The following is a 25,911-nucleotide window of genomic DNA, read 5'->3' as shown; positions in this document are numbered from 1 at the left end:
CGGGGCTTGTCGGGGCTGCGTGCCATCCTCGGTGTGTGAGCTCAACCGACGCCAGATCCTGGGGCAGGCCCGCCGATCAGGCGGGCTCCGGATGGGCGGTCGTCGACGTCGAGACCTCGGGCTTCCGCCCCGGGCAGGCCCGGATCGTGAGCGTCGCGGCGCTGGCTCTCAGCGACGACGGCAACGTCGAGGAGAGCCTGTACAGCCTGCTCAACCCCGGTGTAGACCCGGGCCCGACGCACGTGCACGGACTCACGGCGGAGATGCTGGAGGGCCAACCCACGTTCGGAGATGTGGTCGGCGATCTGATCGAGGTGCTGCGGGGCCGCACACTGGTCGCCCACAACGTGGGCTTCGATTACGCGTTCCTGACCGCCGAGGCGGAGCTGGTGCAGGCCGAGCTGCCGGTGGAGACCGTGATGTGCACCGTCGAACTCGCCCGTCGTCTGGATCTCGGTCTGGAGAACCTGCGGCTCGAGACGCTGGCGGCGCACTGGGGCGTCACGCAGATGCGGCCCCACGACGCACTCGACGACGCGATGGTGCTGGCCCAGATCCTCAAGCCCGTCCTGGTCCGGGCGCAGGAGCACCGCAGATGGCTGCCGGTGCACCCGGTGTCCCGGCGCACCTGGCCCAACGGCCGGGTCACGCATGAGGAGCTGCGACCGCTCAAAGTGGTGGCTGCACGGCTGCCGTCCCGCTACGCCAACCCCGGCCGGTTCGTCCCGGGTCGGCCGCTGGTGCAGGGGATGCGCGTGGCGGTGGCCGCCGAGGTGGGCCACACCCACGAGGAACTCATCGAGCGCATCCTTCAGGCAGGGTTGGCCTACGCCGAGTCGGTCGACACGCACACGTCGCTGGTCGTCTGCGACGCTGCCGCGCCGGAGCAGGGCAGGGGTTTCCAAGCCGGGGAACTCGGGGTGCCGCTGATCGGCGCCACCGAGTTCCTACGCCTGCTGGGCGTCGTGGTCGGGGGGACCACCGTCGAGGAGTTCACCGACCCCGACGACGCCGACGATCAGCTGGCGCTGTTCTGACTCACTCGCAGATCCGGCCGGGGTAGCACCCGGCGACGTCCGGCACACCGTCCGTACCGGGCGGTAGCTCGCCGACGAGCGCGGGCGGGCCTTCGGCGCCGTCGGGTTCGCAGGGTGTGCCCTCCGTGGCGCTGCCAGGAGGGTCGGTGCAGGGAACGGGTTGCGCAGCGGCGACCGGAGCCAGCGAGATCAATGACGCCGCGGCCCCGGTCAGCACCGCCGATCCGAGAGTGATGAGTTTCATAGTGCTGGCATTGCCAGCGCGCTCAGGTTCGAAACAGCTCTCTGACAGGACTTTTCAAGATCACTGCTCAGCGCAGCGCCTTGGCCTTCAGCGCGTCGAACTCGCCCTGGCTGATGGTCCCGCCATCGAGAAGTGCCTTGGCGTCGGCGATCTCCTGCGCCGGACTACGGCCCGCCGCGGTCTTGATGTAGTCGTCGGTCTCCTTCTTGGCCTGCATCGCCTGCTCGCGGGCGCGTTCCGCCATGCCCGTGCCCCGGACGATGAGGTACGCCAGCGCGGTCAGGTAGGGGACCAGGATCAGGAAGATCACCCAGATGGCCTTGACCCAACCCGAGGTCTTGTGGTCACGCCAGAACAGGTCGACCAGGATGTTGAACAGGATCATCAGGTACGCGATGAACGCGAAGATGACGATCGTGGACCACAGGAAATGCCAGAACGTATCCCACATCAGGCCAGTCCAGCACGCCCGCGGTGGCGCGTTGAGGGCCGAAAGACCTCATGGGGGAGGCCGGCTGTCAGTTCCGGGCGGCGCGATTCACCGCGGAAACCACCGCGCGCAGTGAGGCCGTCGTGATCGACGTCGCGATACCGACGCCCCACACGGTCTTGCCGCCGATCGACGCTTCCACGTAGGCGGCGGCCTGGGCCTCTTCGCCGGAGGACATCGCGTGCTCGGAGTAGTCCAGCACGTTGACGTCGTAACCGATCGCCCCCAGCGCATCACAGAACGCGGCGAGCGGTCCGTTACCGGCGCCGACGATCTCGCGTTCCTCACCGTCGACCTTTACGACCGCGGTGACGGTGTCGGTGCCGCCGTCGACCTCGGCGGCGTCGACCCGCTGCCGCATCCGCTCCAGTGGGCGCACCGGCGCCAGGTACTCCTCGTAGAAGGCGTCCCACATCTCCTTGGGCGACACCTCGCCGCCCTCACCGTCGGTGATCGCCTGGATCGCCTGGGAGAACTCGATCTGCAGCCGCCGCGGGAGGGCCAGCCCGTGGTCGGCCTTCATGATGTAGGCGACGCCGCCCTTGCCCGACTGCGAGTTGACCCGGATCACGGCCTCGTACGTGCGGCCGACGTCCTTCGGGTCGATCGGCAGGTAGGGGACCTGCCACAGGATGTCGTCGACATCCGAATCCGCTTCGTCGGCAGCCACTTTCATGGCGTCCAGACCCTTGTTGATGGCGTCCTGGTGGCTGCCGGAGAACGCGGTGTAGACCAGATCGCCGCCGTAGGGGTGACGTTCGTGCACCGGCAGCTGGTTGCAGTACTCGACGGTGCGGCGGATCTCGTCGATGTTGGAGAAGTCGATCTGCGGGTCAACGCCTCGGCTGAACAGGTTGAGCCCCAGCGTCACCAGGCACACGTTGCCGGTGCGCTCGCCGTTGCCGAACAGGCAGCCCTCGATCCGGTCCGCCCCGGCGGCATAGCCCAATTCGGCTGCGGCGACGGCAGTTCCGCGATCGTTGTGCGGATGCAGGCTCAGGATGATCGACTCGCGGCGGGCCAGGTTGCGGCTCATCCACTCGATGGAGTCGGCATAGACGTTGGGGGTGGCCATCTCGACGGTGGCCGGCAGGTTGACGATCAGCGGGACGTCCGGGGTGGGCTGGATCACCTCAGACACGGCGTTGCAGACCTCGACGGCGTACTCCAGTTCGGTGCCGGTGTAGGACTCCGGCGAGTACTCGAACCGCCACCGCGTCTCGGGATACTTGCGGGCCTCGTCGACGCACATCCGTGCCCCGTCGGTGGCGATCTTCTTGACGGCGTCGCGGTCGGCGCGGAACACCACGCGGCGCTGCAGGATCGACGTCGAGTTGTAGAAGTGCACGATCGCCCGCGGGGCACCCTGGCAGGCCAGGAACGTACGTTCGATCAGCTCGGGGCGGCACTGCGTCAGCACCTGAATGGTGACGTCCTCGGGGATGGCGCCCTGTTCGATGATCTCGCGGACGAAGTCGAAGTCGGTCTGGCTGGCCGACGGGAAACCGACCTCGATCTCCTTGTAGCCCATCCGCACCAGCAGATCGAACATGCGGCGTTTGCGGGCCGGGCTCATCGGGTCGATCAGCGCCTGGTTGCCGTCGCGCAGGTCCACCGCGCACCACATCGGTGCGGTGTCGATGACGGTGTCCGGCCACGTGCGGTCCGGCAGCCGAATCGGTTCCACCTCGTCGGCGAAACTGCGATAGCGGCTCACCGGCATCGACGAGCCGCGCTGAGTGTTCCAGGCGGGCTGGCCGGGATGAGGTGCGCCGGCGGGCGTGGTGATGGTGCGTACCGAGCTGAAGGTGTCGGCGCTGGGGGTGAAGTTCTCGGTCATGTCGGTGCTCCGGATAGGTCTAGGGGAATTCAGACCGGCGCATCGCGAACACCCGCGACGGGAGGCCGGTCTGGATCAGACCCCGTCGCGGCGTCCGAGAAGGAGCACCCGCTGCACGGAAGACACCCTACTCCTGGGCCGCCGGGGAGCAAAACCCCGCTGGGGGCCTCAGACCTGGGAGTCGGGGAACGCGATCACCGACAGGAACCGAATGGGCACCTCCACCAGATCGACCGGTCCGTGGGCACCCTCGCCGTCGAACTGCAGCGAGTCGCCGGGGTGCAGCCGGTACACCGACCGGCTGTGGCTGTAGTCCATGACGCCTTCGAGCATGTAGATGAACTCGGTGCCCGGATGCTGGAACAGCGGATAGGTCTGGCTCTTCTCCGACAACGTGACCTGCAGGCATTCCAGCCGCTTGTGCTCGCCGCGCAGCGAGCCGAGCAGTTCGTACTCGTGGCCCTCGCGGCTGCCCTCCCGCACGATCCGCGCTCCGGTGCCCGACCGGACGAACGCCGCTGGACGCTCCACGTCCGCGCCGCGGAAAAGGCTCGTCACCGGCACGTCGAAGCCCTTGGCCAGCAGCGCCAGCGTGGACAGGCTGCACGACGTCTGAGCGTTCTCGATCTTGCTCATCATCGCTTTGGAGATGCCGATGCGCGCTGCCGTCTCGGCGACCGTGAGGCCCTGCTGCAGCCGCAGCAGCCGCACGTTGCGCCCGATGGCGGACTCGATCTCCAGTTCGTCGACGGGCTCGGCGGGATCGCGGTCCCGGGCCGTGCCCGACTTGTTGCGCAGCAGCGGGACGTGATCGTCAGCAGAGGCCACAGCTCACCTGTCTAGCGCATCTCGCCCGCGCCGACGTACGGGTACGGCGTCCTGAGCGGATCGCCCTCGGCGAACCGCGACAGCCGGAAGTCCGAGGCCGGAATGCGCGGGTCGCGGCTGTGACCGTCGACGACCAGGTCGGCGACCAGCCTGCCGACCGCGGGCGCGATCTTGAAACCGTGGCCGCTGAAGCCGGCCGCGACCAGACCCTTGACGGCCCTTTCCATCTGGGCCGGGCTTCGGGGCGGCTCGACCGCGATGGTCGGCCCCTCGATGGGCAGCGCGCCGTGGCCGACGAGCCGATCGCTCATCTCACCCGCCTGGTCCTTGGTGCGCGGCACCAGCACGGTCCAGCCGTACAGTGNCCGCTGAAGCCGGCCGCGACCACCAGCCCGTCGAGACCGGTCCGTGAGATCACCGGGTTCCAGTCCGGCGTCACGTCGTAGCACCCTGCGTAGCTGCCGGTGATGGCCGCGTCGGGGAAGCCGGGGAACCGGGTCCCGACCTTGTCGACGGTGATGTCGACGAACTCCTCGGTGGCCCGGTTGAGGTAGTCGTCCGGGTCGGCGGTGCGCGCGTCGGCGAGATCGCTGTTGCCGAACAGGATGTCGCCGCCCACCTCGGGCCGGACGTACTGCAGCGACACCAGATCGGAGAACACCGGCACCGGGCCGGTGGGAACGCCGGGATCGATCATCACGATCTGCTCGCGGATCACCCGGATCGGCACGTCGACGCCGTGCGGCGCCAGCAACGCCGGCGTCCACACCCCCGTCGCGGCGACGACGGTGCCCGCCGAGATCTCGCTGCCGTCAGCGAGGGCCACGCCGGTCACCCGGTCGCCGGTCGCGGTCAATCCCGTTGCCGCGCAGCCCTGCCGGACCCGGACACCCGCAGCGCGAGCGCTGATCGCCAGCGCCTGCGCGGTCTGATAGGCGTCCCCGTACCCACCGCGGGGCTCCCACCCGAACGCCGCAAACGGGGTCAGGTCGGCGAACGGCCACATCTTCGCGACCTCGGTGTGGTCGATCTCCTCGGTGTCCACCCCGACCGCACGCTGGGCGGCGAGACTCTTGCGCAGCGCGTCCACGTTCGGTTCCCCGACGCCGACGACGTAACCGGTCTGGCGGAACCCGATGTCGGTGCCGAAGAGGTCATCCGCGTGTTCGAAGACCTCCAGCCCGACCGTGGCCATCGCGGCGAGTGAGCTCACCCCGTAGTGGCAGCGCACGATCCCGCTGCTCTTGCCGGTCATGCCGGAGCCGACGGTGTGGCGTTCCACCACGACGACGTCGGTCACCCCGCGCTCGGCCAGCGCCCACGCCGCAGCGCAGCCCTCGATGCCGCCGCCGACGATGACGACGTCGGCGGTGCTCACGTGCCCGGAATCCAGCTGGTACCGGCCAACGGCACCCGCGCCATCGCCGCGGCCTCGATGCTGACCGCGACGAGATCGTCCGGCTCGAGATGGCACACGTGGGACTTGCCGCACGCCCGCGCGATGGTCTGCGCCTCCATCGTCAGCACCCTCAGATAGTTGGCCAGTCGACGGCCCGCGGCGACCGGATCGAGCCGGGCGGCGAGTTCGGGATCCTGTGTGCTGATGCCCGCCGGGTCGTTGCCGTCCTGATAGTCGTCGTAGAAACCCGCGGCGCTGCCCAGCTTCTCGTACTCGGCGGCGTATCGGGGGTGGTTGTCGCCCAGCGCGATCAGCGCCGCTGTGCCGATCGCGACCGCGTCGGCGCCCAGCGCCAGCGCCTTAGCGACGTCGGCGCCGTTGCGGATACCGCCCGACACGATCAGCTGGACTTTCCTGTGCACGCCCAACTCCTGCAGCGCCCGCACCGCCTCGGGGATCGCGGCGAGCGTCGGGATACCGACGTGCTCGATGAACACCTCCTGCGTGGCGGCGGTGCCGCCCTGCATGCCGTCGACCACGACGACGTCCGCGCCGGCATGCACCGCGAGCTTGACGTCGTAGTAGGTGCGGGGGGCGCCGACCTTGACGTAGATCGGCTTCTCCCAGTCGGTGATCTCCCGCAGCTCGTTGATCTTGATGGTCAGATCGTCGGGTCCGGTCCAGTCAGGATGGCGGCACGCCGAGCGCTGGTCGATGCCCTGGGGCAGCGTCCGCATCGCGGCGACCCGTTCGGAGATCTTCTGCCCCAGCAGCATTCCGCCGCCGCCGGGCTTGGCGCCCTGACCGAGCACCACCTCGATCGCGTCGGCCTTGCGCAGATCGTCGGGGTTCATCCCGTAGCGCGACGGCAGGTACTGGTACACCAGGTGCTTGCTCTGGCCCCGCTCCTCGGGTGTCATGCCGCCGTCGCCGGTGGTGGTCGATGTGCCGACCTCGCTGGCGCCGCGGCCCAGCGCCTCCTTGGCCGGCCCGGACAGGGCGCCGAAGCTCATGCCGGCGATGGTGACCGGAATGGCGAGGTGCAGAGGATGTTTGGCGTGGCGGTCGCCCAGCACCACGTCGGTGGCACACCGCTCGCGGTATCCCTCGAGCGGATAGCGCGACATCGAGGCGCCGAGGAACAGCAGATCGTCGAAGTGGGGGAGCCGGCGCTTGGCGCCCCAGCCGCGGATGTCGTAGACGCCGGTGTCGGCGGCGCGCTGGATCGCGGCGATGGTGGCGCGGTCGAAGGTGGCGGACTCGCGCAGGCCGAGGCGGGCGCGGTCATCGGTGGAGGAGGTCATCAGTAGCTCGCAGCGTTGTCGACGTGGAAGTGGTAGAGCGAGCGCGCCGATCCGTAGCGCGTGTAGGCGCCGAGGTCGTCACCCTCGAATCCCGCTGCCTTGAGCAGCTCTTCGAGTTCGCGGATGTGTTCGGCGCGCATCGGTTTGGTCACGCAGTCCGCGCCCAGCGACGCGACGTCGCCGCGCACGTAGATGCGGGCCTCGTACAGGGAGTCGCCGAGCGCCTCACCGGCATCGCCGCGGACCACGAGCCGGCCCGCCTGCGCCATGAACGCGCTCATGTGGCCGACGTCGCCGCCGACGACGATGTCCACCCCCTTCATCGAGATGCCGCACCGGGCGGCGGCATTGCCCTCGATCACCAGCAGACCGCCGTGCGCGGTGGCGCCCGCCGACTGCGACGCGTTGCCCTTCACCCACACCGAGCCGCTCATCATGTTCTCGGCGACCCCGGTGCCGGCGTTGCCGTTGATCACGACGTCGGCGTGCTGGTTCATGCCCGCGGCGTAGTAGCCGACGTGGCCGTCGATCGTGACCGTCAGCGGGGCGTTCAGCCCGACGGCGACGTTGTGCGCGCCGGCGGGATGCTCGATGACGAACTCGCCGTGGACATCCGGTGCGTGCAACGCCGCGTTGACGTCACGCAGGGCGGTGGTGCGCAGGTCGTAACGCGTCGCTACCGCCGACGAGCGCTCGCGCGAGGAGACATTCAGCGCCGACGAGCGCTCGCGCGAGGAGACATTCAGCGCTGCCATGCGTAGACCACCTCCGGTTCGGGTTCCCAGATGCGGGCGTTCTCGACCCCGGGCAGCCCGGCCAGGGCGCGGTACTCGCTGCCCATGGCCACCCAGTCGTCGGTCTCGGCGATGACGGCCGGCTTGCACGCGATCGCGTCGCGCACCACGGCGAACGAGTCGCGGTCGGAGACCAGGAGGGTGTAGAAGCCGTCGAACGTGCGGCAGAGCTCCTTGAGGGAACTCTCGACGTCGCGGCCGTCGGCCAGCAGCGCGGCGATGAAGCGGGCGCCGACCTCGGTGTCGTTCTCGCTGTCGAACACCACACCGCGCGCGCGCAACTCGCGGCGGATCGTCGCGTGGTTGGCGAACGATCCGTTGTGCACCATGCACTGTCCCGGTCCGACGGCGTACGGATGGCAGCCCGACGGCGTCACCGCGGACTCGGTCGCCATCCGGGTGTGGCCGACACCCTGCCAGCCCTGCGCGTCGGCCAGCCCCCAGCTCGCGGTGAGCACGCGCGGGTGACCGACCCCCTTGAGAACCGCGACGTCCGAACCGAATCCGGCGATGATCGCCTCGGGATAGGAGGCCCGGACCGCCGCGAGCAGCGCCTCCGACGACGCGTCCGACGACAACAGGTGGCTGTCGGCCACCGCGACGCCCTCGACGTCATCGTCCAGTGCGGTGGCGACCGTGCGCGTCACCAGATCGACGTCCTCGCGCCGACCGGTGCCCAGGTCGGCCACCGACACACAGCCCTGCCCCGGGGGCGACCACGTCACGTCACCGTAGACGGCGACGCCGGCCGAATCGCTTCCCCTGTCGCCCATTTCGCAGAGCATGGCGGACAGCAGGGTGCCCAGCCGCGGATAGAGCTCGGGTGTGCGCAGGTGCAACCCGACGATGCCACACATGGATTCCTCCGGTTCGAAGAGTCAGAAGGCGGTCAGGTACTGGTCGATCTCCCACGGGCTGACCGCGCTGTGGTAGCTGAAGAACTCCTCGCGTTTCACGCCGGCGAAGTAGGCGGCGACACCGTCACCTGCAGCGTCGAGAACTCCGGTGATCAACGGGTCGCCCTCGAACTCCTCGACCGCGTGCAGCAGCGTCGGCGGCAGCGGCCGCGTGCTGACCCCCGCGCCGACGGCGCCCGGATCGGTGCTGCGTTTGATGCCGTCGATCCCGGCGCCCAGCGCAGCGGCGATCGCGAGATACGGGTTGGCCGAGCCGTCCCCGCCGCGCAGCTCGATGCGGTCGGAGTCGGGCACTCGGATGTAGTGGGTGCGGTCGTTGCCGCCGTAGGTAGGCAGCCGCGGCGCCCAGGAGGCCCCGGACGCGGTGGCGACTGCCCCGGTCCGCTTGTAGGAGTTGACCGTCGGGGCTATGACGGCCTGCAGCGCACAGGCGTGTTCGAGGATTCCGCCGATGAACCCGTACGCCGTGTCGGACAGGCCGAGTCCCCGGGCGTCGTCGGTCTGGGTGGGGAACACCGCGTTGCCGGCACTGGTGAGCGACAGGTGCAGGTGCAGTCCGCTGCCCGTCTTGTCGGCGAACGGCTTGGGCATGAACGTCGCGATCATGCCGCGCTCGGCGGCGATCATCGACATCTCGGTGCGCGGTTGGTGGTTCCCGACGATCTCGACACCGATNGTCCTGCGGGCCCAGATAGAGCTCGGCATAAAGGGCGCAGACGTCCCCGCGGGTGTGGTCGACGACTACATCCGGGTGACGCCGCGCGCGTCGTAACAGGGCTGAGCGGCGGTGTCGGCGGCGTCGGCCACCACGACGCCGCCGTCACCGGTGCGCCGCAGCAGGAAGTACTCCACCTCGGCGCCCACCCACGGCTCGAATCCCGCGTCGCCGCAACGCTGGATGAGGTTCTTCAGGATCACCCGCGGCGCGTACGGCCACGGCGTCCCCTCCACGTGGGGGTCGCAGTGCACGATCGCGAGGCCCTCCTTGAGGAACGGGATCGGGGTGAACGACGCCGGATCCGGGATCGCCATCATGTCCGGGTCCTTGGGCTCCTGGCCCATCGCGCCCACGGCGTAGCCCGCGAACCCGACGCCCTCGGTAGCCAGCATGTCCACCGCCTCGACGGGAACCAGTTTGGCGCAGGGCTTTCCGCGCAGATCGACGAACAGCGCGAGGATGAACTTCGTGCCGGATCGCTCTGCTGCGACCGCGAGGTCCATTGTCATGTCGCCCACCTAGTGTCTCTTGTTAGGAATCACAGTATCATTTCGTGAAACACTCCGCACATCGAACGGCCGGTGCGGAATCGCGCTCTCCGCACCGGCCGGTCGAGTACCGCGCTAGGCGGAGGCGAGCTCGTAGGACGCCTCGCGGTGGAACGCCGCGTCGATGCCCTTCTCCTCGTCGTCGGGCGAAATACGTATGCCCACAGTCTTCTTCAGTGCGAAGGCGATGATCCCGGCGATCACGAACGAGTACGCCATCACCGCGCCCGCCGCCGCGGCCTGACGCCACAGCTGGTCGAATCCGCCGCCGTAGAACAGGCCGTTGGTGGCGTTGGGCATCGTGTCGCTGGCCAGCAGGCCGATCAGCAGCGTGCCGATGACGCCACCGACGAGGTGCACACCCACCACGTCGAGGGAGTCGTCATAGCCGAAGCGCTCCTTGAGACCCACCGCGTACACGCACACCGCGCCGGCGATGGCGCCGAGGATGATCGCGCCCACAGGCGTGACCGCGCCACAGGCCGGGGTGATCGCGACCAGGCCGGTGATGGCGCCCGACGCCGCACCGACGCCCGTCACGTGACCGTCCTTGATCTTCTCGACGGCGATCCAGGCCAGCGTGGCCGCGCAGGTGGCGACGAACGTGGTGACCATGACGATCGCGGCCGAATTGCCCGCTGCCAGAGCCGAACCGCCGTTGAACGCGTACCAGCCGGCCCACAGCAGCCCGGCCCCGAGCAGCGTCAGCGGCACGTTGTGCGGCTTGCGCAGCTGGCCCCAGCTCGCCGACTTGCCGAGCACGATCGCCACGGCCAGCGCCGCCGCGCCGGCGTTGATGTGCACCGCGGTACCACCGGCGAAGTCAATGGCCTTGAGCTTGTTGGCGATCCAGCCGCCGGTGGAGTTCTCGGTGACCACACCGTCGAAGGCGAACACCCAGTGCGCGACCGGGAAGTACACCAGCACCGCCCACAGCGTCGCGAAGCCCATCCACGCACCGAACTTCATCCGGTCGGCGACCGCGCCGGAGATCAGCGCGACCGTGATGGCCGCGAAGAGCGCCTGGAACAACGAGAACAGACTGATCGGCAGCCCGTCGATGGTCGTCATCGGCTCGGTCAGGTTCTTCATGCCCGCGAATTCGGTGAAGCTGCCGACGAACCCACCGTAGGAGGTGCCGAAGGTCATCGAGAAGCCGAACAGCACCCACAGCACGCCGACGATCGCCACGGCGCCGAACGTCATCATCATCATGTTCGTCGAGCTCTTGACGGACACCATGCCGCCGTAGAACAACGCGAGGCCGGGGATCATCAGCGTGAGGCCGATGATGCAACACAGCATGAACGCGGTCGTCCCTGTATCCATAGATTCTCCTGCGATGGGCGGCTCCGCTGCGGAGCCGTTCACCGACAGTTACCGACGTCTCTGTTACGTGGACGGTTTCGTCAGGTTTCGGCCACGTAACGATCGCGGCTCAGGTTTGCCAATTCAGCACGATCTCGTTCAGCGGGAGCCGCTCGCGCGGCAGCCGGTCACGCTCGGCGATCGCCGCGTCGACGTCGGCATAGTCGCCGAGCCGGCCGACCGCGATCATCGCCAGAGGGCGCAGGGTGGCGGGCAGTCCGAATGCCTCGACGGCGCCCTCGGCGGAGAAACCGGCCATCGGATGGGTGATCAGACCGCGTGACACCGCCTCGATGCCGATCAGGGCCATCGCGGCGCCGCCGTCGACCCCGGAGTACAGCGCGGTCTTCTCGTCGTCGCCCTCGTCCGCGCAGAGCAGGATCAGCGCGCTGGCAGCCCGGGCGTAGCTGTTACCGCGGCGCAGCAGATCGGCGAGCGTCGCGAAGGTGTCGTCGCCGCGACGGCCCACCACGAACCGGACCGGCTGGCGCCGGCCCCACGTCGGCGCCCAGCGGGCCGCCTCGATCAGCGCGACCAGATCGTCGTCGGCCAGTTCGGCCGCGGGGTCGAACGCACGCGGACTCCAGCGCGCGGCGATCGGCGGATGGATGGGGACCGAGGTCTCGGCCAACCGATCGGTCGGGACGGGATCGGGGGTCGGTGCCACCCAGCCGACGCTACCGGCGGGAAAAAGCAGGTGCGCGCAGCCTTTATCCTTATCGGGATCCCTCCCGTTCGAAAGGTTCCTGCAGTGGCGCTCGTCGTACAGAAGTACGGCGGATCCTCGGTGTCCGACGCCGAGCGGATCCGCCGTGTGGCCGAGCGCATCGTCGAGACCAAAAAGGCAGGTAACGACGTCGTCGTCGTGGTCTCGGCGATGGGCGACACCACCGACGAACTGCTCGACCTGGCCAAACAGGTGTCGCCGGCCCCGCCGCCGCGCGAACTGGACATGCTGCTGACCGCCGGCGAACGGATCTCCAACGCGCTGGTCGCGATGGCGATCGAGTCACTCGGCGCGCAGGCGCGCTCGTTCACCGGCTCGCAGGCCGGCGTCGTCACCACCGGCACGCACGGCAACGCCAAGATCATCGACGTCACCCCAACCCGGCTGCGCTCGGCGCTCGACGACGGTCAGATCGTGCTCGTCGCCGGGTTCCAGGGCGTCAGCCAGGACACCAAGGACGTCACCACACTGGGCCGCGGCGGGTCGGACACCACCGCGGTGGCCGTCGCCGCCGCCCTGAAGGCCGACGTCTGCGAGATCTACACCGACGTCGACGGCATCTTCACCGCCGATCCGCGCATCGTGCCCAACGCGCGGCGCCTCGACGCCGTCTCCTTCGAGGAGATGCTCGAGATGGCCGCCGCGGGCGCCAAGGTGCTGATGCTGCGTTGCGTCGAGTACGCGCGCCGCTTCGACCTGCCCATCCACGTCCGCTCGTCGTACTCCGACAGGCCGGGCACCATCGTCAAAGGATCGATCGAGGACATCCCCATGGAAGACGCCATCCTGACCGGAGTAGCCCACGACCGCGGCGAGGCCAAGGTCACCGTCGTCGGGGTGCCCGACGTCCCCGGCTACGCCGCCCAGGTGTTCCGCGCGGTCGCCGACGCCGACGTCAACATCGACATGGTGCTGCAGAACATCTCCAAGGTCGAGGACGGCAAGACCGACATCACGTTCACCTGCTCGCGCGACAGCGGCCCCGGCGCTGTGGAGAAACTGACCTCACTGCAGGACGAGATCGGTTTCACCCGGGTGCTCTACGACGACCACATCGGCAAGGTGTCGCTGATCGGCGCCGGCATGCGGTCGCATCCCGGCGTGACGGCGACGTTCTGTGAGGCGCTGGCCAACGCGGGCATCAACATCGACCTGATCTCCACCTCCGAGATCCGGATCTCGGTTCTGATCAAGGACACCGAACTCGACCGTGCCGTCGAGGCGCTGCACGAGGCCTTCGGGCTCGGCGGCGACGAGGAAGCTGTGGTCTACGCGGGAACGGGGCGCTAGCAATGGTGAGCATCGGAGTGGTGGGAGCCACCGGCCAGGTCGGCCAGGTGATGCGGAAACTGTTGGCGGACAGAGACTTCCCCGCCACCGAGGTGAGGTTCTTCGCCTCGGCGCGTTCGGCGGGCAAGAAGCTGGAATTCCGCGGGCAGGAGATCGAGGTCGAGGACTCCGAGACCGCCGACCCGTCCGGGCTGGACATCGCGTTGTTCTCCGCCGGCGCCACGATGTCGCGGGTGCAGGCGCCGCGCTTCGCCGCCGCCGGCGCGGTGGTGATCGACAACTCCTCGGCGTGGCGCAAGGACCCCGAGGTGCCGCTGGTGGTCGCCGAGGTGAACTTCGCGCGCGACGCGGTCCATCGCCCGAAGGGCATCATCGCCAACCCGAACTGCACCACCATGGCCGCGATGCCAGTGCTCAAGCCGCTGCACGACGAGGCCGGGCTGGTGCGGATGATCGCCTCGACCTACCAGGCGGTTTCGGGCAGCGGGCTGGCCGGGGTCGAGGAGCTGTTCGGCCAGGCGAGCGCGGTGGTCTCCGACAGCCGCGAACTCGTGCATGACGGTGGCGCACTGGACTTCCCGGCGCCGAACAAGTACGTCGCACCGATCGCGTTCAACGTCGTGCCGCTGGCCGGTTCCCTGGTCGACGACGGCTCGGGGGAGACCGACGAGGACCAGAAGCTGCGCAACGAGAGCCGCAAGATCCTCGGCATCCCCGACCTCGCGGTGTCCGGCACGTGCGTGCGCGTGCCCGTGTACACCGGTCACTCGCTGTCGCTGAACGTCGAGTTCGCAGAGCCGTTGTCGGTCGAGCGGGCCACCGAGATCCTGTCCTCGGCGCCCGGCGTCACGCTGGTCGACGTGCCCACGCCGCTGGCCGCCGCGGGTGTCGACGACTCCCTGGTCGGCCGGATCCGGCAGGATCCCGGCGTGCCGGAGGGTCGCGGGCTGGCGCTGTTCGTCTCCGGAGACAACCTGCGAAAAGGTGCGGCGCTCAACACGATTCAGATCGCCGAGTTGCTGGCCCGAGGCTGATTTGCGCCGAAACTGCATTCCGCGCGGCGTTTTCGTCCTCTTCTGCGCGTGGAATACAGTTTCGGCGGGGTCGGTGGCGCATGCGACGCCGATCGAGTTGCCGCCGCTGCAGCCCGGACAGGTCATCCGCGTCGGGCCGGTGGCCGGAACTGGAACGCCGACAGTGGATTACGGCATCGGTGCGACGGACCTCTGCGAGTTCATGGAGTTCCCGAGCGGCATCCTGCAGGTGTGCGGTGACAGTTTCGCCGGCGAAGGCGTGGGTTTCGGCGGTTGGTACTCACCGATCGCGCTGCACGTGGTCGACGGTTCGCTCGACGACCCGGCCGGGGTCCGCTACGACGGTGTGACCGGGATCGACACCCCGCTGCTCGCCGACCCGACGCCGCCGGGATCCTCACAGTTGCCGGCGGGCATCGTCGAGATCAACCGGGAGAACTACCTGCTGGTCACGACCACCAAGGATCTGCGTCCGCAATCGTCCCGTCTGGTGAAAGCAGAAGCAGGAAAAGGCAATTGGGCGACGGTGCCCGGATCGCGCCGCGACGCCGCCTACGCCGACGGCGGCCAGTCCCAGATCAGCGGCTACTACGACCCGATCCCGACGCCCGAGTCGCCGCGAGGTTGGGTCTACATCGTCGCCAACAACTTCGACCGCACCGGTCCGGTCCGCCTCTACCGCGCGACGCCGCAGAGCTTCACCGACCGGTCCACCTGGCAGGGCTGGGCGCCCACCGGGTGGGGTGGCGAGCCCGCACCGCTGTGGAACGACCGGGTGGGCGAGATGAGCGTGCGCCAGATCGACGGCCGCACCGTGCTGTCCTACTTCAACGCCAGCACCGGCAACATGGAGATCCGGGTCGCGGCCGACCCGACGGGCCTGGGTGCCGCGCCGGTGACGACGGTCGTGGTCGCGGCGCCGTGGCCCGACCGCGCCGAGGATCTGCCACCCCCGCAGGACAACCGGCTCGCACAGCCCTACGGCGGCTACCTCTCGCCGGGATCCACACCGGACGCGGTGCGCGTGTTCGTCAGCCAGTGGAACACCACCCCGCGCGGGGGCAGCCCGTACCGGGTGATCCAGTTCGCTGTGAACCCGTTCAAGCCCTAGTCGGGCCCCGCCGCCGCTCACTAGTACACCGTGTTAGCGTGGGAACTAGCACACTGTACTAGTAACACTGCGCATAAGAGTGAGGCAGACACGTGGTCCGATCCTGGCGACCGTTTCGCATCATCGCGGAGAACTCCCGTGCCTATCTCGTGGCGAATGCGCTGGTGTTCGGGCTGTTCCTGGTGGGCTTCGCCGCCGGGCTCGCCTTCCCGCAGCTCACCGAGGCACGCCGGGAGGCCCTGGATGCCAACGGCACGACGGAGCTCGTGCAGTCGGTGTTCGACAATCCCTGGCTGTTCGCCCTGGTGATTCTCGGCGTCAACGTGATCCGCATGGGTGCGTTGACCATCGTGGCGCCGTCGATGATCGTGCCCTTCGCCGGCCTTCCGCTGTTCGGCTACTGGGTGGTGACGACGGGAGTGGCCCTGGTCCCCCCGAACGACATCGGCTGGGTGGCGCTGATCCCGCATTCGGTCACGCTGATCATCGAACTGCAGGCCTACATCGTGCTGCTTCTGGGTGCCTACCTGCTCGGCAGGTACTGGATCCGCCCCGACCTCGCGGGCGTCGACACCCGGCGAGCCGCCTACCGTCGGGGGCTGCAGAACCTCGGATGGCTGGTGCTGCTCGCCGCCGTGCTGCTCGTCGTCGGCGCGGTCTACGAAGCCTTCTCGCTGCGCTACGCCGTGCATCCGCTGGCCGAATTGCTGTTGGCGAGCCCGGGCGGCGCCGCACGTTCTTAGGCGATTCACAGCGGACGTCTAACCGGCGCTGTGCCTAGCAAGAGCAGGATCATGCCCATGAGCGAACCCACGCCGCCGCCGCACGATCAGACGCCGCACGATCAGACCGAGCCCGCGACCGGCCCCGTGCTGACGCCACCCGCGGCCTATCAGGGACCGCCGCCGGTTCCGCCCCAGCCTGTCTACGTCGAGCGGTCCAGCCGGCTCAACAAGGCCGCCGCATGGGTCGGCATCGTCGCGGGATCGCTGTTCATCGTCGTCGTCATCTTCGGCGCCGGGTTCCTCACCGGGAAGGCCGTGAGCAACGGTCACCGCGGGGACTACGACCGCGGCCACGAGATGATGATGCGACCCGGACCGGCCATGTTCCCGATGGGTCCGCCCGGAGGCATGCAGCGCGGCCCGTCCTTCCCCGGACCGTTCGGCCCCGGACAGATCATCGAGATCCCGCGCCCGCCCGGTGGTGCGCCGTCGGCTCCCGACACACCCGCGCCGGCGCGTCCGTGAGTGATTGATCGGGCCGCTTCCGGGTATCCGCTGGCTTTGGACGGCGGCACAGCCCGATACCCGCCCAGCCCCGAGGAGAACAGATGTCTGACAAGTACGCGACGACCGATGCCGGGGCACCAGTTCCCAGCGTCGAGCACTCGCTGACCGTCGGTCCCGACGGCCCCATCCTGTTGCAGGACCACTACCTGCTCGAGCAGATGGCCAACTTCAACCGCGAGCGGATCCCGGAGCGGCAGCCGCACGCCAAGGGCGGTGGCGCGTTCGGCGAGTTCGAGGTCACCCACGACGTCAGCGCCTTCACCAAGGCGGCGTTCCTGCAGCAGGGCGTGAAAACCGAGATGGTCGCCCGGTTCTCGACGGTGGCCGGCGAGCGCGGTAGCCCAGACACCTGGCGGGATCCGCGCGGGTTCTCGCTGAAGTTCTACACGTCGGAGGGCAACTTCGACATGGTCGGTAACAACACGCCGGTGTTCTTCATCCGCGACCCCATGAAGTTCCAGAACTTCATCCGAAGCCAGAAGCGGATGCAGGCCAACAATCTCCGCGACCACCACATGCAGTGGGACTTCTGGACGCTGTCACCCGAGTCGGCGCATCAGGTCACCTGGCTGATGGGTGACCGCGGTATCCCGAAGACGTGGCGGCACATGAACGGCTACTCCAGCCACACCTACAGCTGGCTCAACGCCGACGACGAGATGTTCTGGGTCAAGTACCACTTCAAGACCGATCAGGGCGTCGATTTCCTCACCCAGGAGGACGGCGACCGGCTCGCCGGCGAGGACGGCGACTACCACCAGCGCGACCTGTTCACGTCGATCGAGGACGGCAACTTCCCGTCCTGGACGCTGCACGTGCAGATCATGCCGTTCGAGGACGCGAAGACCTACCGCATCAACCCGTTCGACCTGACGAAGGTGTGGCCGCACAGCGACTACCCGCTCCAGCAGGTCGGAAAGATGACGCTCAACCGCAACGTCGTCGACTATCACGCGCAGATCGAGCAGGCCGCGTTCGAGCCGAACAACATCGTGCCCGGCACCGGACTGTCGCCGGACAAGATGCTGCTCGCGCGCGGCTTCTCCTACGCCGACGCGCATCGGCACCGGCTCGGCGTGAACTACAAGCAGATCCCGGTCAACGAGCCCAAGGTGGAGGTGCGTGCCTACTCCAAGGACGGGGCCATGCGGATCCGCAACGCCACCGACCCGGTGTACGCGCCCAATTCGATGGGCGGTCCGGAAGCCGATCCGCGCCGCGCGTCGGAGGTGCACTGGGCCTCCGACGGGGACATGGTGCGTTCGGCGTATGCACTGCGCGCCGAGGACGACGACTGGAGCCAGGCCGGCACGTTGGTGCGGGAGGTGCTCGACGACGCGGCGCGCGACCGGCTGGTGAACAACATCGTCGGCCACGTCTCCGACGGCGTGAAGGAGCCGGTGCTGTCGCGGGTGTTCGAGTACTGGCGCAACGTCGATCCCGACCTCGGCAAGAAAGTCGAGGAGGGCGTGCGGGGCGCCGGTTCCTAGCCGCGAATGCACGGTTTCTGACGGAGATCGCGAGACGGCCCGACAGAAACCGTGCACTCGGCGCGCCAAAGGATCAGTGCTGCCCGGGATACGGGAGCAGCGCCATCTCGCGGGCTGTCTTGATCGCCGCGGCGACTTGGCGCTGCTGCTGCACGGTCACCCCGGTCACCGTCCTCGAACGGATCTTGCCGCGCTCGGAGAGGAACTGCCGCAGCGTCGCGGTGTCCTTGTAGTCGACGACATCGATACCCAGAGACGACAGCAGGTTTCGCCGCTTCTTCGGAGCGGCGAGTGCCTCGCGCCGGCGCGTCACCAGCTCGACTTCCGGACGCCGGGCAGCTGTCCCCGGTGCGCGAGTTCGCGGACACGCACCCGTGACAGGCCGAACTTCCGCAGATGACCCCGGGGCCGCCCGTCGACGGTGTCGCGATTGCGCACCCGCACCGGGCTGGCGTCGCGCGGCTGGCGGTTGAGTGCCTGCTGTGCGGCGGCCTTCTCTTCGGGGCTGGTCGACACCGACCGGATCGTCTCCTTCAGCGCGGCCCGTCGCTCGGCATAGCGGGCCACCATCTCGCGGCGCCGCTCGTTGGCAACCACCTTCGACTTCTTGGCCATCAGCGTTCTTCGCGGAAGTCGACGTGCCGGCGGGCGACCGGGTCGTATTTGCGCAGCACGATCCGGTCCGGATCGTTGCGCCTGTTCTTACGGGTGACGTAGGTGTAGCCGGTGCCCGCGGTCGAGCGCAGCCTCACGAGTGGGCGAATGTCGTTGCGTGCCATCAGATCTTCTGTCCTTCCCGGCGCAGGCGCGCCACCACCGACTCGATGCCGTCGCGGTCGATGACCTTGAGGCCTTTGGCGCTGACGCGCAGTGTGATCCGTCGGCCCTCGGATGGCAGGTAGTACGTCTTGCGCTGGATGTTCGGATCCCAGCGGCGACGGGTTCGACGGTGCGAGTGAGACACCGCGTTGCCGAAGCCGGGTCGGCGACCGGTGACCTGGCAGTGGGCGGACATCGGATCCCTCCTTATTGAAAATGATTTTCGACAAGCTGCGGTCGAGACTGTAGCGTGAACGCACGCTTATTGAAAATCATTCCCATTAAAGGAGGGCGATGCGCACCCCCGTCGTGATCGTGACCGGCCAGCACCACACCGACGACATTGCTCGGATACTGCTCGACAAGCCGGGTACGGCGCTGGTGCAGCATCACTTCGACGGCCACGTCGTGCACCGCACCACCGCACTCGTGCATCGCGGAATCACCGTCGTCGCGGACACGGTCCTCGAGCTGACGAACTGCTGTGTCTCCTGCACCGTGCGCAACGATCTGCTCGCGCACCTGGGTGACCTGCACCGCCGGCCCGATGTCGACCGCATCGTGGTCCGACTCGGGCTCTGGATGGAGCCCGAACCCGTCGCGGTCGCGATCACCCGCTCGCCAGTGGCGCGCGACGTCGCGCTGTCGGCCGTCGTCGCCACCGTCGACAGCGCCACCTGGCTGCCCCAGGCTCTCGGGGAAGAGGAGCTCCACGATGGCCGCACCGCGGCCCAGGTGGTCGTCGGGCAGGTCGAGTTCGCCGATGTGGCCGTCCTGACCGTCCCGGATCCGGAGACGCTCGCCGTCGTGCGCAGGCTGGCGCCGCGCGCCCGTGTCACCGTCGGCACCGATCGCCTCGAACTCGCGCTGGCCCACCTCGAACCCGACGCGCGGCGGGGTCGCAGCGACGACCCGCACGCGTCGCTGCTGTGCGGTCAACCCCCGCTGGACACCGACGGCCGCGTCGGACTCGTCGAGTTCACCTCGCGGCGACCGTTCCATCCCGGTCGCCTGCACGACGCACTCGACGTCCTGCTCGACGGCGTGGTCCGCAGCCGCGGCCGGCTGTGGCTGGCCGGCCGGCCCGACCGGGTGATGTGGCTGGAGTCCGCGGGAGGCGGACTGCGTGTGACCAACGCGGGAAAGTGGTTGGCGGCCATGACGTCTCGCGAGGTCGCCTACGTCAACCTGGAACGACGTGCGATGGCCGGGCTGATGTGGGACCACCGCCACGGCGATCGGCACACCTCCCTGGCGGTGCTGACCTGTGGGGCACAGGGCCACGAGATCACGCGCGCACTGCGTGTCGCCGTCCTCACCGACGCGGAGATGGAACGCGAGCACGAGTGGCAGGGCTACGCCGATCCTTTCGGTGAGTGGCACGCCGACCCGTGCGACGACGCGGTCCTGGCGCTGCAGACGGAGCGCGACGGCCACGCGGAGGACTGACCGCCGCACCGGCTGGCATGATCGGTCAGGTGAAAGCCCTCGCCCTCGGTTGTGTCGCCGCCGCAGGACTGGCCCTCGCCGCACCCGCGGCCGCGCGGCCCTCCGATCCCGGAGTGGTCAACTACGCCGTGCTGAACAAGGGCTCGGTGGGCAACATCGTCGGGGCGCGGCTGGGTTCCGAGTCGACGTTCTCCGACCCATTCCAGGCCTATTACGTGGACAACCCGGTCTGCAACAACTGGGCCGACATCGGGCTGCCGGAGGTCTACCTCGACCCCGACCTGGCCGCGTTCAACGGCGCCACCGCCCAGGAGTCGCCGACCGACACGACCCACCTGGTGAAGCAGGCCGTCGGGGTGTTCGCGACGCCTGAGGCGGCCGGGCGTGCCTACCGCCGCGTGGTGGATCGGACCGTCGGCTGCAGCGGGCAGACCACCGCGATGCACCTGGAGGACTTCACCACGCAGGTGTGGTCGTTCACCGGGGGTCCCGCCGGTGCCGCCGACGCCGACTGGGTCAAGCAGGAGGCCGGCACCGACCGGCGCTGCTTCGTCACGACCCGGCTGCGTGAGAACGTGCTGCTGCAGGCCAAGGTGTGTCAGTCGGGCAACGGCGGGCCCGCGGTCAACGTGCTGGCCGGGGCGATGCAGAACACGCTCGGCCAGTAACGCCGCGGCCCTGGGCGGACACGTCATCCATGTGTCACCCGCCGACGGCCGGAATTTGTCGGTGCGCTCTGGAAGATAAAGGGGAAGACTCGTCAGGCAGCGAGCGTCAACGATCGAAAGAGGACGGCTGATATGGGCCGCACGATGCCGTGTGACGGGGTCACCGGCTGCGCCGACAACGCGCTGACCAGCGCTGAATCCGCCGGCGAACACCTTGTCGACCGATGTCTCACCGACGGTCCGGTCGGCGGGGTGGGGCTGGAGATCGAGGCGCACTGCTTCGCGCTGTCCGATCCGGGACGCCGGCCAGGATGGGACGAGCTCACCTCGGTGATCGCCGCGCTGCCTGCCCTTCCGGGCGGAAGCATGGTCACCGTCGAACCGGGCGGCGCGGTGGAACTGTCCGGCCCGCCGGCGGCCGGACCCGACGCCGCGATCGCGGCGATGACGTCCGACCGGACGGCGCTGCGAACCGCGTTCCACCAGGCGGGTTTCGGCCTGGTCCTGCTCGGCGCCGACCCGTTGCGGCCGGCGCGGCGGGTGAACCCGGGCGCGCGCTACCTCGCGATGGAGCGCTTCTTCGAGGCCAGCGGCACCGCCGACGCCGGCGCGGCGATGATGACGTCCACGGCCTCGATACAGGTCAACGTCGAGGCCGGCCCGCGCACCCAGTGGGCCGACCGGGTACGGCTGGCCCACGCGCTGGGACCCACGATGATCGCCGTCGCCGCGAATTCGCCGATGCTCGGCGGTGGCTTCACCGGCTGGCAGTCCCCCCGCCAGCGCGTGTGGGGCCAGCTCGACTCGGCGCGGTGCGGACCCGTCCTGGGGGCCAGCGGCGACGACCCGGCCAGCGACTGGGCGCGTTACGCGCTGCGGGCGCCCGTCATGCTCGTGCACAACCCCGACCCCGAACCGGTCACCGAGTGGGTGCCGTTCGCGGACTGGGCCGACGGGCGGGTGCTGCTCGGCGGTCGCCGCCCCACCATCGCCGACCTGGAGTATCACCTGACCACGCTCTTCCCGCCCGTGCGGCCGCGCGGGTTCCTCGAGATCCGCTATCTGGACAGCGTGTCGGATGCGCTGTGGCCCGCCGTGGCGTGGACGCTCAGCACGCTGCTCGACGATCCGGTGGCCGCCGATGTCGCCGCCGAGGCCACCGAGCACGTCGACACGGCGTGGGACCGGGCGGCGTGGGAGGGACTGGTCGACCGGCACCTGCACGAGGCCGCGGTGACGTGCGTGACCGCTGCGGCCGAGCGCGCCCCGGCGGCACTGACGGAATCGATCGAACAGCTGGTGCGTTCCGTCGAACGCGGACGCTGCCCGGCCGACGACTTCGCCGACCGGGTGGTCTCCTACGGGATCGCGGACGCGGTCACCCAATTGGCAGAAGGGGAACTGTGACGTCACGCGAGGTGCTGGCCGAGGAACTGACCAAAGCCAGGGACCGCACCCTGCGCCTGGTCGACTTCGACGATGCCGAGGTGCGCCGGCAGTACGACCCGCTGATGAGCCCGCTGGTGTGGGATCTCGCGCACATCGGGCAGCAAGAGGAACTGTGGCTGCTGCGAGGCGGCAACCCCGACCGTCCGGGGCTGTTGTCCCGGCAGGTCGATCAGCTCTACGACGCGTTCGTCCACTCCCGGGCCGCCAGGGTCGACCTGCCGCTGCTGCCGCCTGCCGACGCCCGCGCATATTGCGCGACCGTGCGCGGCAAGGTGCTCGACGCGCTCGACGCGCTGCCCGAAGGACACCCCGACGCGTTCACGTTCGGCATGGTCGTCAGCCATGAGAACCAGCACGACGAGACGATGCTGCAGGCGCTGAACCTGCGCTCGGGCGCACCGCTTCTCGACCGGGGCGCCGCGCTGCCGGCGGGTCGGGCCGGGCTGGCCGGCACGTCGGTCGAGGTACCGGCGGGCACGTTCGTGCTCGGCGTCGACCCCGTCACCGAGCCCTTCTCGCTGGACAACGAACGCCCCGCCCACGTGGTCGACGTCCCTGCCTTCCGCATCGGCCGGGTGCCCGTCACCAACGGCGAATGGCGCGAGTTCATCGACGACGGCGGCTACGACCAGCCACGGTGGTGGTCCGAGGCGGGCTGGGCGCACCGGCAGCAGGCCGGGCTGACCGCGCCGATGTTCTGGAACGGTGACGGCACACGCACCCGCTTCGGGCACGTCGAGGACATCCCGGCCGACGAACCGGTGCAGCACGTCGACTTCTTCGAAGCCGAGGCGTACGCGGCGTGGGCCGGGGCGCGGCTGCCCACCGAGATCGAGTGGGAGAAGGCGTGCGCGTGGGATCCCGCCGCCGGCGTCCGCCGCCGCTTCCCGTGGGGCAGAGCCGAACCGACGTCCGAGCGGGCGAACCTCGGTGGGAGCGCGCTGCGCCCCGCGCCGGTCGGCGCGTATCCGGGCGGGGCGTCGGCGTACGGCGCCGAACAGATGCTGGGCGACGTATGGGAGTGGACCACCTCCACGCTGCGGCCGTGGCCGGGCTTCACCCCGATGGTCTACGAGCAGTACTCGGCGCCGTTCTTCGACGGGGTTTCCTCGGGGGATTACCGGGTGCTGCGCGGCGGCTCGTGGGCGGTGGCTGCCGGCATCCTGCGGCCGAGCTTCCGCAACTGGGACCACCCGATCCGCAGGCAGATCTTCTCGGGCGTGCGGCTGGCGTGGGATGTGTAGGCATCTGGCCTGGCTGGGTGCCCCGGTCTCGCTGGCGTCGCTGATGCTCGAGCCGCCGTCGGGCCTGCTGGTGCAGTCCTATGCGCCGCGTCGGCAGAAGCACGGCCTGATGAACGCCGACGGCTGGGGCGCAGGGTTCTTCGACGGGCCGCAGCCGCGCCGCTGGCGCAGCGCGGCGCCACTGTGGGGCGACGCCTCGTTCGCCTCGGTGGCCCCGGCGCTGGTGAGCGGGTGCGTGGTCGCGGCGGTGCGCTCGGCCAGCGTCGGCATGCCGATCGAGGCGTCCGCGTCGGCGCCGTTCACCGACGGGACGTGGCTGCTGTCGCACAACGGGCTCGTCGACCGGGCGGTGCTTCCGCTGTCGGCGAAGGCGGAGTCGACCAACGACAGCGCGCTGCTGGCGGCGCTGATCTTCGAGCGTGGCCTCGACGAACTGGGCGACACGATCGCCGGCCTGTCCGCCGCCGACCCGAACGCGCGGCTGAACATCCTGGCCGCCAACGGATCCCGACTGGTCGCGACCACCTGCGGGGACACCCTGTCGGTGCTGCGCCGTGCCGACGGCGTCGTGCTGGCCAGCGAGCCCTACGACGACGACCCGTCCTGGCAGGAGATCCCCGATCGCCACCTGGTCACCGTCGATGTCGACGACGTCGGCCCGAAGGTCGAGCTGACACCGCTGAAAGGACCGTGATGACGTTCTCGCTGGAGAACTACCTGGCCGCCGACGCCGCCGAGGCGGCACTGCGCCGCGACGTCCGCGACGGGCTGGGTGGCACGCCGAAATCGTTGCCGCCCAAGTGGTTCTACGACTCCGTCGGCAGCGATCTGTTCGACCAGATCACCCGGTTGCCGGAGTATTACCCGACGCGGGCCGAGGCGCAGATCCTCGCGGCGCGCGCCGGGGAGATCGCGGAGGTCTCGGGCGCCGACACGCTGGTCGAGTTGGGCAGCGGCACCTCGGAGAAGACGCGCAGGCTGCTCGACGCGATGGCCGGGCGCGGCGCGTTGCGCCGCTTCATCCCGTTCGACGTCGACGCGACCGTGCTCGAGGCGGCGGGCGCGGCGATCGAGGCCGAGTACCCCGGCACCGACGTCGCCGCGGTCTGCGGGGATTTCGAGGAGCACCTGGGCAAGATCCCGGCGACCGGCCGACGGTTGGTCGCGTTCTTGGGCTCCACCATCGGCAACCTGACGCCGGGACCGCGGGCGGATTTCCTGTCGTCTGTGGCGGCGATGATGCAGCCCGGAGATGCGCTGCTGCTGGGCACCGACCTGGTCAAGGACACCGGACGGCTGGTCCGCGCGTACGACGACAGTGCCGGGGTGACGGCGCGTTTCAACCTCAACGTGCTCGCGGTGGTGAACCGGGAGCTGGGCGCCGACTTCGACCTCGACGCGTTCGCACACGTCGCCCGCTGGAATCCCGACGAGGAGCGCATCGAGATGTGGCTGCGGTCCACCCGCGCACAGACCGTGCACATCGCGGCGCTCGACCTGGACGTCGATTTCGGCGACGGCGAGGAGATGCTGACCGAGGTCTCCTGCAAGTTCCGCCGGTCCCGGGTGGACAGTGAACTCGAAGCGGCCGGCCTGCGGCGCACCCACTGGTGGACCGACGAGGCGGGCGACTTCGGCCTCTCGCTGGCGGTCAAGTGACTCTCGCCGACACGTGGCGCGCCGCGCGGCCGCCGGCCGCGGGCGTGCACCTCGACAGCGCCGCGTGCTCGCGGCAGAGCTTCGCTGCGATCGAGGCCGCCGCCCAGCACGCCCGCCACGAGGCCGAGGTCGCACACCCGATCTCCGCGGCGGCGGCGTCCCAATCATCACAGGCCCAGCGGGCCCGCTCCG

Annotated in this window: 27 protein-coding genes and 4 pseudogenes; 14 read left to right on the top strand and 17 right to left on the bottom strand. The window is 69.3% G+C overall.

What is annotated here, in order from left to right:
• The first annotated feature begins 35 nt into the window (after positions 1-35).
• Complete coding sequence (locus tag MCHUDSM44219_RS25510; protein WP_048421071.1) at positions 36-1,037, top strand: DEDDh family exonuclease; 1,002 nt, start codon at positions 36-38, stop codon at positions 1,035-1,037.
• 1 nt (position 1,038) lies between these two features.
• On the opposite strand, the gene MCHUDSM44219_RS25505 is transcribed toward MCHUDSM44219_RS25510, so the two are convergent.
• The 13 genes and pseudogenes from MCHUDSM44219_RS25505 to MCHUDSM44219_RS25450 form a co-directional block, all read right to left on the bottom strand.
• On the bottom strand, positions 1,039-1,281 hold the full coding sequence (locus tag MCHUDSM44219_RS25505; protein ID WP_048421070.1) for a hypothetical protein: 243 nt from the start codon (positions 1,279-1,281) through the stop codon (positions 1,039-1,041).
• Positions 1,282-1,348: 67 nt separating this feature from the next.
• Complete coding sequence (locus tag MCHUDSM44219_RS25500; RefSeq protein ID WP_048421069.1) at positions 1,349-1,732, bottom strand: PLDc N-terminal domain-containing protein; 384 nt, start codon at positions 1,730-1,732, stop codon at positions 1,349-1,351.
• Positions 1,733-1,799: 67 nt separating this feature from the next.
• Positions 1,800-3,611, bottom strand: a complete 1,812-nt coding sequence (gene leuA / locus MCHUDSM44219_RS25495) for a 2-isopropylmalate synthase (protein WP_048421068.1) — start codon at positions 3,609-3,611, stop codon at positions 1,800-1,802.
• Positions 3,612-3,779: 168 nt separating this feature from the next.
• Entirely contained in the window at positions 3,780-4,439 is a 660-nt protein-coding gene (locus MCHUDSM44219_RS25490) for a helix-turn-helix domain-containing protein (RefSeq protein WP_048421067.1), read from the bottom strand.
• 11 nt (positions 4,440-4,450) lie between these two features.
• Positions 4,451-4,803: pseudogene (locus MCHUDSM44219_RS31395) on the bottom strand (uroporphyrinogen-III synthase); the annotation flags it as partial.
• Position 4,804: 1 nt separating this feature from the next.
• Positions 4,805-5,817 (bottom strand): NAD(P)/FAD-dependent oxidoreductase (locus MCHUDSM44219_RS25480; protein ID WP_236695584.1); only part of this gene is annotated, 1,013 nt, incomplete at its 3' end.
• On the bottom strand, positions 5,814-7,142 hold the full coding sequence (locus MCHUDSM44219_RS25475; RefSeq protein ID WP_048421065.1) for an FMN-binding glutamate synthase family protein: 1,329 nt from the start codon (positions 7,140-7,142) through the stop codon (positions 5,814-5,816). The genes MCHUDSM44219_RS25475 and MCHUDSM44219_RS25480, both read right to left, overlap by 4 nt.
• Positions 7,142-7,897 (bottom strand): GltB/FmdC/FwdC-like GXGXG domain-containing protein, encoded by a 756-nt coding sequence (locus MCHUDSM44219_RS25470; protein WP_048421064.1) that lies wholly within the window; start codon positions 7,895-7,897, stop codon positions 7,142-7,144. The genes MCHUDSM44219_RS25475 and MCHUDSM44219_RS25470 overlap by 1 nt, the downstream gene beginning before the upstream one ends.
• Entirely contained in the window at positions 7,885-8,793 is a 909-nt protein-coding gene (locus tag MCHUDSM44219_RS25465; RefSeq protein ID WP_048421063.1) for a class II glutamine amidotransferase domain-containing protein, read from the bottom strand. The genes MCHUDSM44219_RS25470 and MCHUDSM44219_RS25465 overlap by 13 nt, the downstream gene beginning before the upstream one ends.
• Positions 8,794-8,814: 21 nt before the next feature.
• Positions 8,815-9,528 (bottom strand): annotated as a pseudogene (locus MCHUDSM44219_RS31390) (type III glutamate--ammonia ligase); the annotation flags it as partial.
• Between the two features lie 69 nt (positions 9,529-9,597).
• Positions 9,598-10,080: pseudogene (locus tag MCHUDSM44219_RS31385) on the bottom strand (type III glutamate--ammonia ligase); the annotation flags it as partial.
• A 114-nt stretch (positions 10,081-10,194) separates the two neighbouring features.
• Complete coding sequence (locus MCHUDSM44219_RS25455) at positions 10,195-11,448, bottom strand: ammonium transporter (RefSeq protein ID WP_048421062.1); 1,254 nt, start codon at positions 11,446-11,448, stop codon at positions 10,195-10,197.
• 109 nt (positions 11,449-11,557) lie between these two features.
• Complete coding sequence (locus tag MCHUDSM44219_RS25450; protein ID WP_048421061.1) at positions 11,558-12,154, bottom strand: nitroreductase family protein; 597 nt, start codon at positions 12,152-12,154, stop codon at positions 11,558-11,560.
• An 84-nt stretch (positions 12,155-12,238) separates the two neighbouring features.
• On the opposite strand from MCHUDSM44219_RS25450, the gene MCHUDSM44219_RS25445 reads away from it, so the two are divergent.
• From MCHUDSM44219_RS25445 to MCHUDSM44219_RS25420, 6 genes are all read left to right on the top strand, one after another.
• On the top strand, positions 12,239-13,504 hold the full coding sequence (locus tag MCHUDSM44219_RS25445; RefSeq protein ID WP_048421060.1) for an aspartate kinase: 1,266 nt from the start codon (positions 12,239-12,241) through the stop codon (positions 13,502-13,504).
• A gap of 2 nt (positions 13,505-13,506) precedes the next feature.
• Positions 13,507-14,538, top strand: a complete 1,032-nt coding sequence (locus tag MCHUDSM44219_RS25440) for an aspartate-semialdehyde dehydrogenase (protein WP_048421059.1) — start codon at positions 13,507-13,509, stop codon at positions 14,536-14,538.
• Positions 14,539-14,611: 73 nt separating this feature from the next.
• Positions 14,612-15,649, top strand: a complete 1,038-nt coding sequence (locus MCHUDSM44219_RS25435; RefSeq protein ID WP_048421058.1) for a DUF4185 domain-containing protein — start codon at positions 14,612-14,614, stop codon at positions 15,647-15,649.
• 92 nt (positions 15,650-15,741) lie between these two features.
• A complete protein-coding gene (locus MCHUDSM44219_RS25430; RefSeq protein WP_048421057.1) occupies positions 15,742-16,392 on the top strand; it encodes a stage II sporulation protein M in 651 nt (216 codons plus the stop codon).
• 57 nt (positions 16,393-16,449) lie between these two features.
• A complete protein-coding gene (locus MCHUDSM44219_RS25425; protein ID WP_048421056.1) occupies positions 16,450-16,899 on the top strand; it encodes a hypothetical protein in 450 nt (149 codons plus the stop codon).
• A gap of 83 nt (positions 16,900-16,982) precedes the next feature.
• Complete coding sequence (locus MCHUDSM44219_RS25420) at positions 16,983-18,431, top strand: catalase (protein WP_048421055.1); 1,449 nt, start codon at positions 16,983-16,985, stop codon at positions 18,429-18,431.
• Positions 18,432-18,504: 73 nt separating this feature from the next.
• Here the strand turns inward: MCHUDSM44219_RS25420 and rpsR are convergent, their stop codons facing one another.
• Genes rpsR through rpmB form a run of 4 tightly spaced genes read right to left on the bottom strand, consistent with a single transcriptional unit; the run spans position 18,505 to position 19,446 of the window.
• Positions 18,505-18,744, bottom strand: a complete 240-nt coding sequence (gene rpsR / locus MCHUDSM44219_RS25415; RefSeq protein WP_048421054.1) for a 30S ribosomal protein S18 — start codon at positions 18,742-18,744, stop codon at positions 18,505-18,507.
• Positions 18,741-19,046: a 30S ribosomal protein S14 gene (gene rpsN / locus MCHUDSM44219_RS25410; protein ID WP_048421053.1), complete on the bottom strand. Its 306-nt coding sequence runs from the start codon at positions 19,044-19,046 to the stop codon at positions 18,741-18,743. Before rpsN ends, rpsR begins: the two co-directional genes overlap by 4 nt.
• Positions 19,046-19,210: a 50S ribosomal protein L33 gene (rpmG, locus tag MCHUDSM44219_RS25405; RefSeq protein WP_048421052.1), complete on the bottom strand. Its 165-nt coding sequence runs from the start codon at positions 19,208-19,210 to the stop codon at positions 19,046-19,048. The genes rpsN and rpmG overlap by 1 nt, the downstream gene beginning before the upstream one ends.
• Complete coding sequence (gene rpmB / locus MCHUDSM44219_RS25400) at positions 19,210-19,446, bottom strand: 50S ribosomal protein L28 (RefSeq protein WP_048421051.1); 237 nt, start codon at positions 19,444-19,446, stop codon at positions 19,210-19,212. Before rpmB ends, rpmG begins: the two co-directional genes overlap by 1 nt.
• Before the next feature lie 98 nt (positions 19,447-19,544).
• On the opposite strand from rpmB, the gene mrf reads away from it, so the two are divergent.
• The 7 genes and pseudogenes from mrf to MCHUDSM44219_RS25365 all read left to right on the top strand — a co-directional run.
• The gene (gene mrf, locus MCHUDSM44219_RS25395) at positions 19,545-20,699 is read left to right on the top strand and encodes a ribosome hibernation factor-recruiting GTPase MRF (protein ID WP_048421050.1); all 1,155 of its coding nucleotides are present in this window, start codon (positions 19,545-19,547) and stop codon (positions 20,697-20,699) included.
• 17 nt (positions 20,700-20,716) lie between these two features.
• Positions 20,717-21,367, top strand: a complete 651-nt coding sequence (locus MCHUDSM44219_RS25390; protein WP_048421049.1) for a sensor domain-containing protein — start codon at positions 20,717-20,719, stop codon at positions 21,365-21,367.
• Between the two features lie 132 nt (positions 21,368-21,499).
• Positions 21,500-22,774, top strand: coding sequence for an ergothioneine biosynthesis glutamate--cysteine ligase EgtA (egtA, locus tag MCHUDSM44219_RS25385; RefSeq protein ID WP_048421048.1), 1,275 nt, complete (start codon positions 21,500-21,502; stop codon positions 22,772-22,774).
• The gene (egtB, locus tag MCHUDSM44219_RS25380; protein WP_048421047.1) at positions 22,771-24,060 is read left to right on the top strand and encodes an ergothioneine biosynthesis protein EgtB; all 1,290 of its coding nucleotides are present in this window, start codon (positions 22,771-22,773) and stop codon (positions 24,058-24,060) included. The genes egtA and egtB overlap by 4 nt, the downstream gene beginning before the upstream one ends.
• Complete coding sequence (egtC, locus tag MCHUDSM44219_RS25375; protein WP_048421046.1) at positions 24,053-24,754, top strand: ergothioneine biosynthesis protein EgtC; 702 nt, start codon at positions 24,053-24,055, stop codon at positions 24,752-24,754. The genes egtB and egtC overlap by 8 nt, the downstream gene beginning before the upstream one ends.
• Positions 24,754-25,719, top strand: a complete 966-nt coding sequence (gene egtD / locus MCHUDSM44219_RS25370) for an L-histidine N(alpha)-methyltransferase (RefSeq protein WP_048421045.1) — start codon at positions 24,754-24,756, stop codon at positions 25,717-25,719. The genes egtC and egtD overlap by 1 nt, the downstream gene beginning before the upstream one ends.
• A pseudogene (locus tag MCHUDSM44219_RS25365) lies at positions 25,716-25,911 on the top strand (ergothioneine biosynthesis PLP-dependent enzyme EgtE); the annotation flags it as partial. The gene egtD and the pseudogene MCHUDSM44219_RS25365, both read left to right, overlap by 4 nt.

This window comes from Mycolicibacterium chubuense, assembly GCF_001044255.1.
Lineage (GTDB): Bacteria > Actinomycetota > Actinomycetes > Mycobacteriales > Mycobacteriaceae > Mycobacterium > Mycobacterium chubuense.
This window is presented reverse-complemented; position numbering and strand designations above follow the sequence as displayed.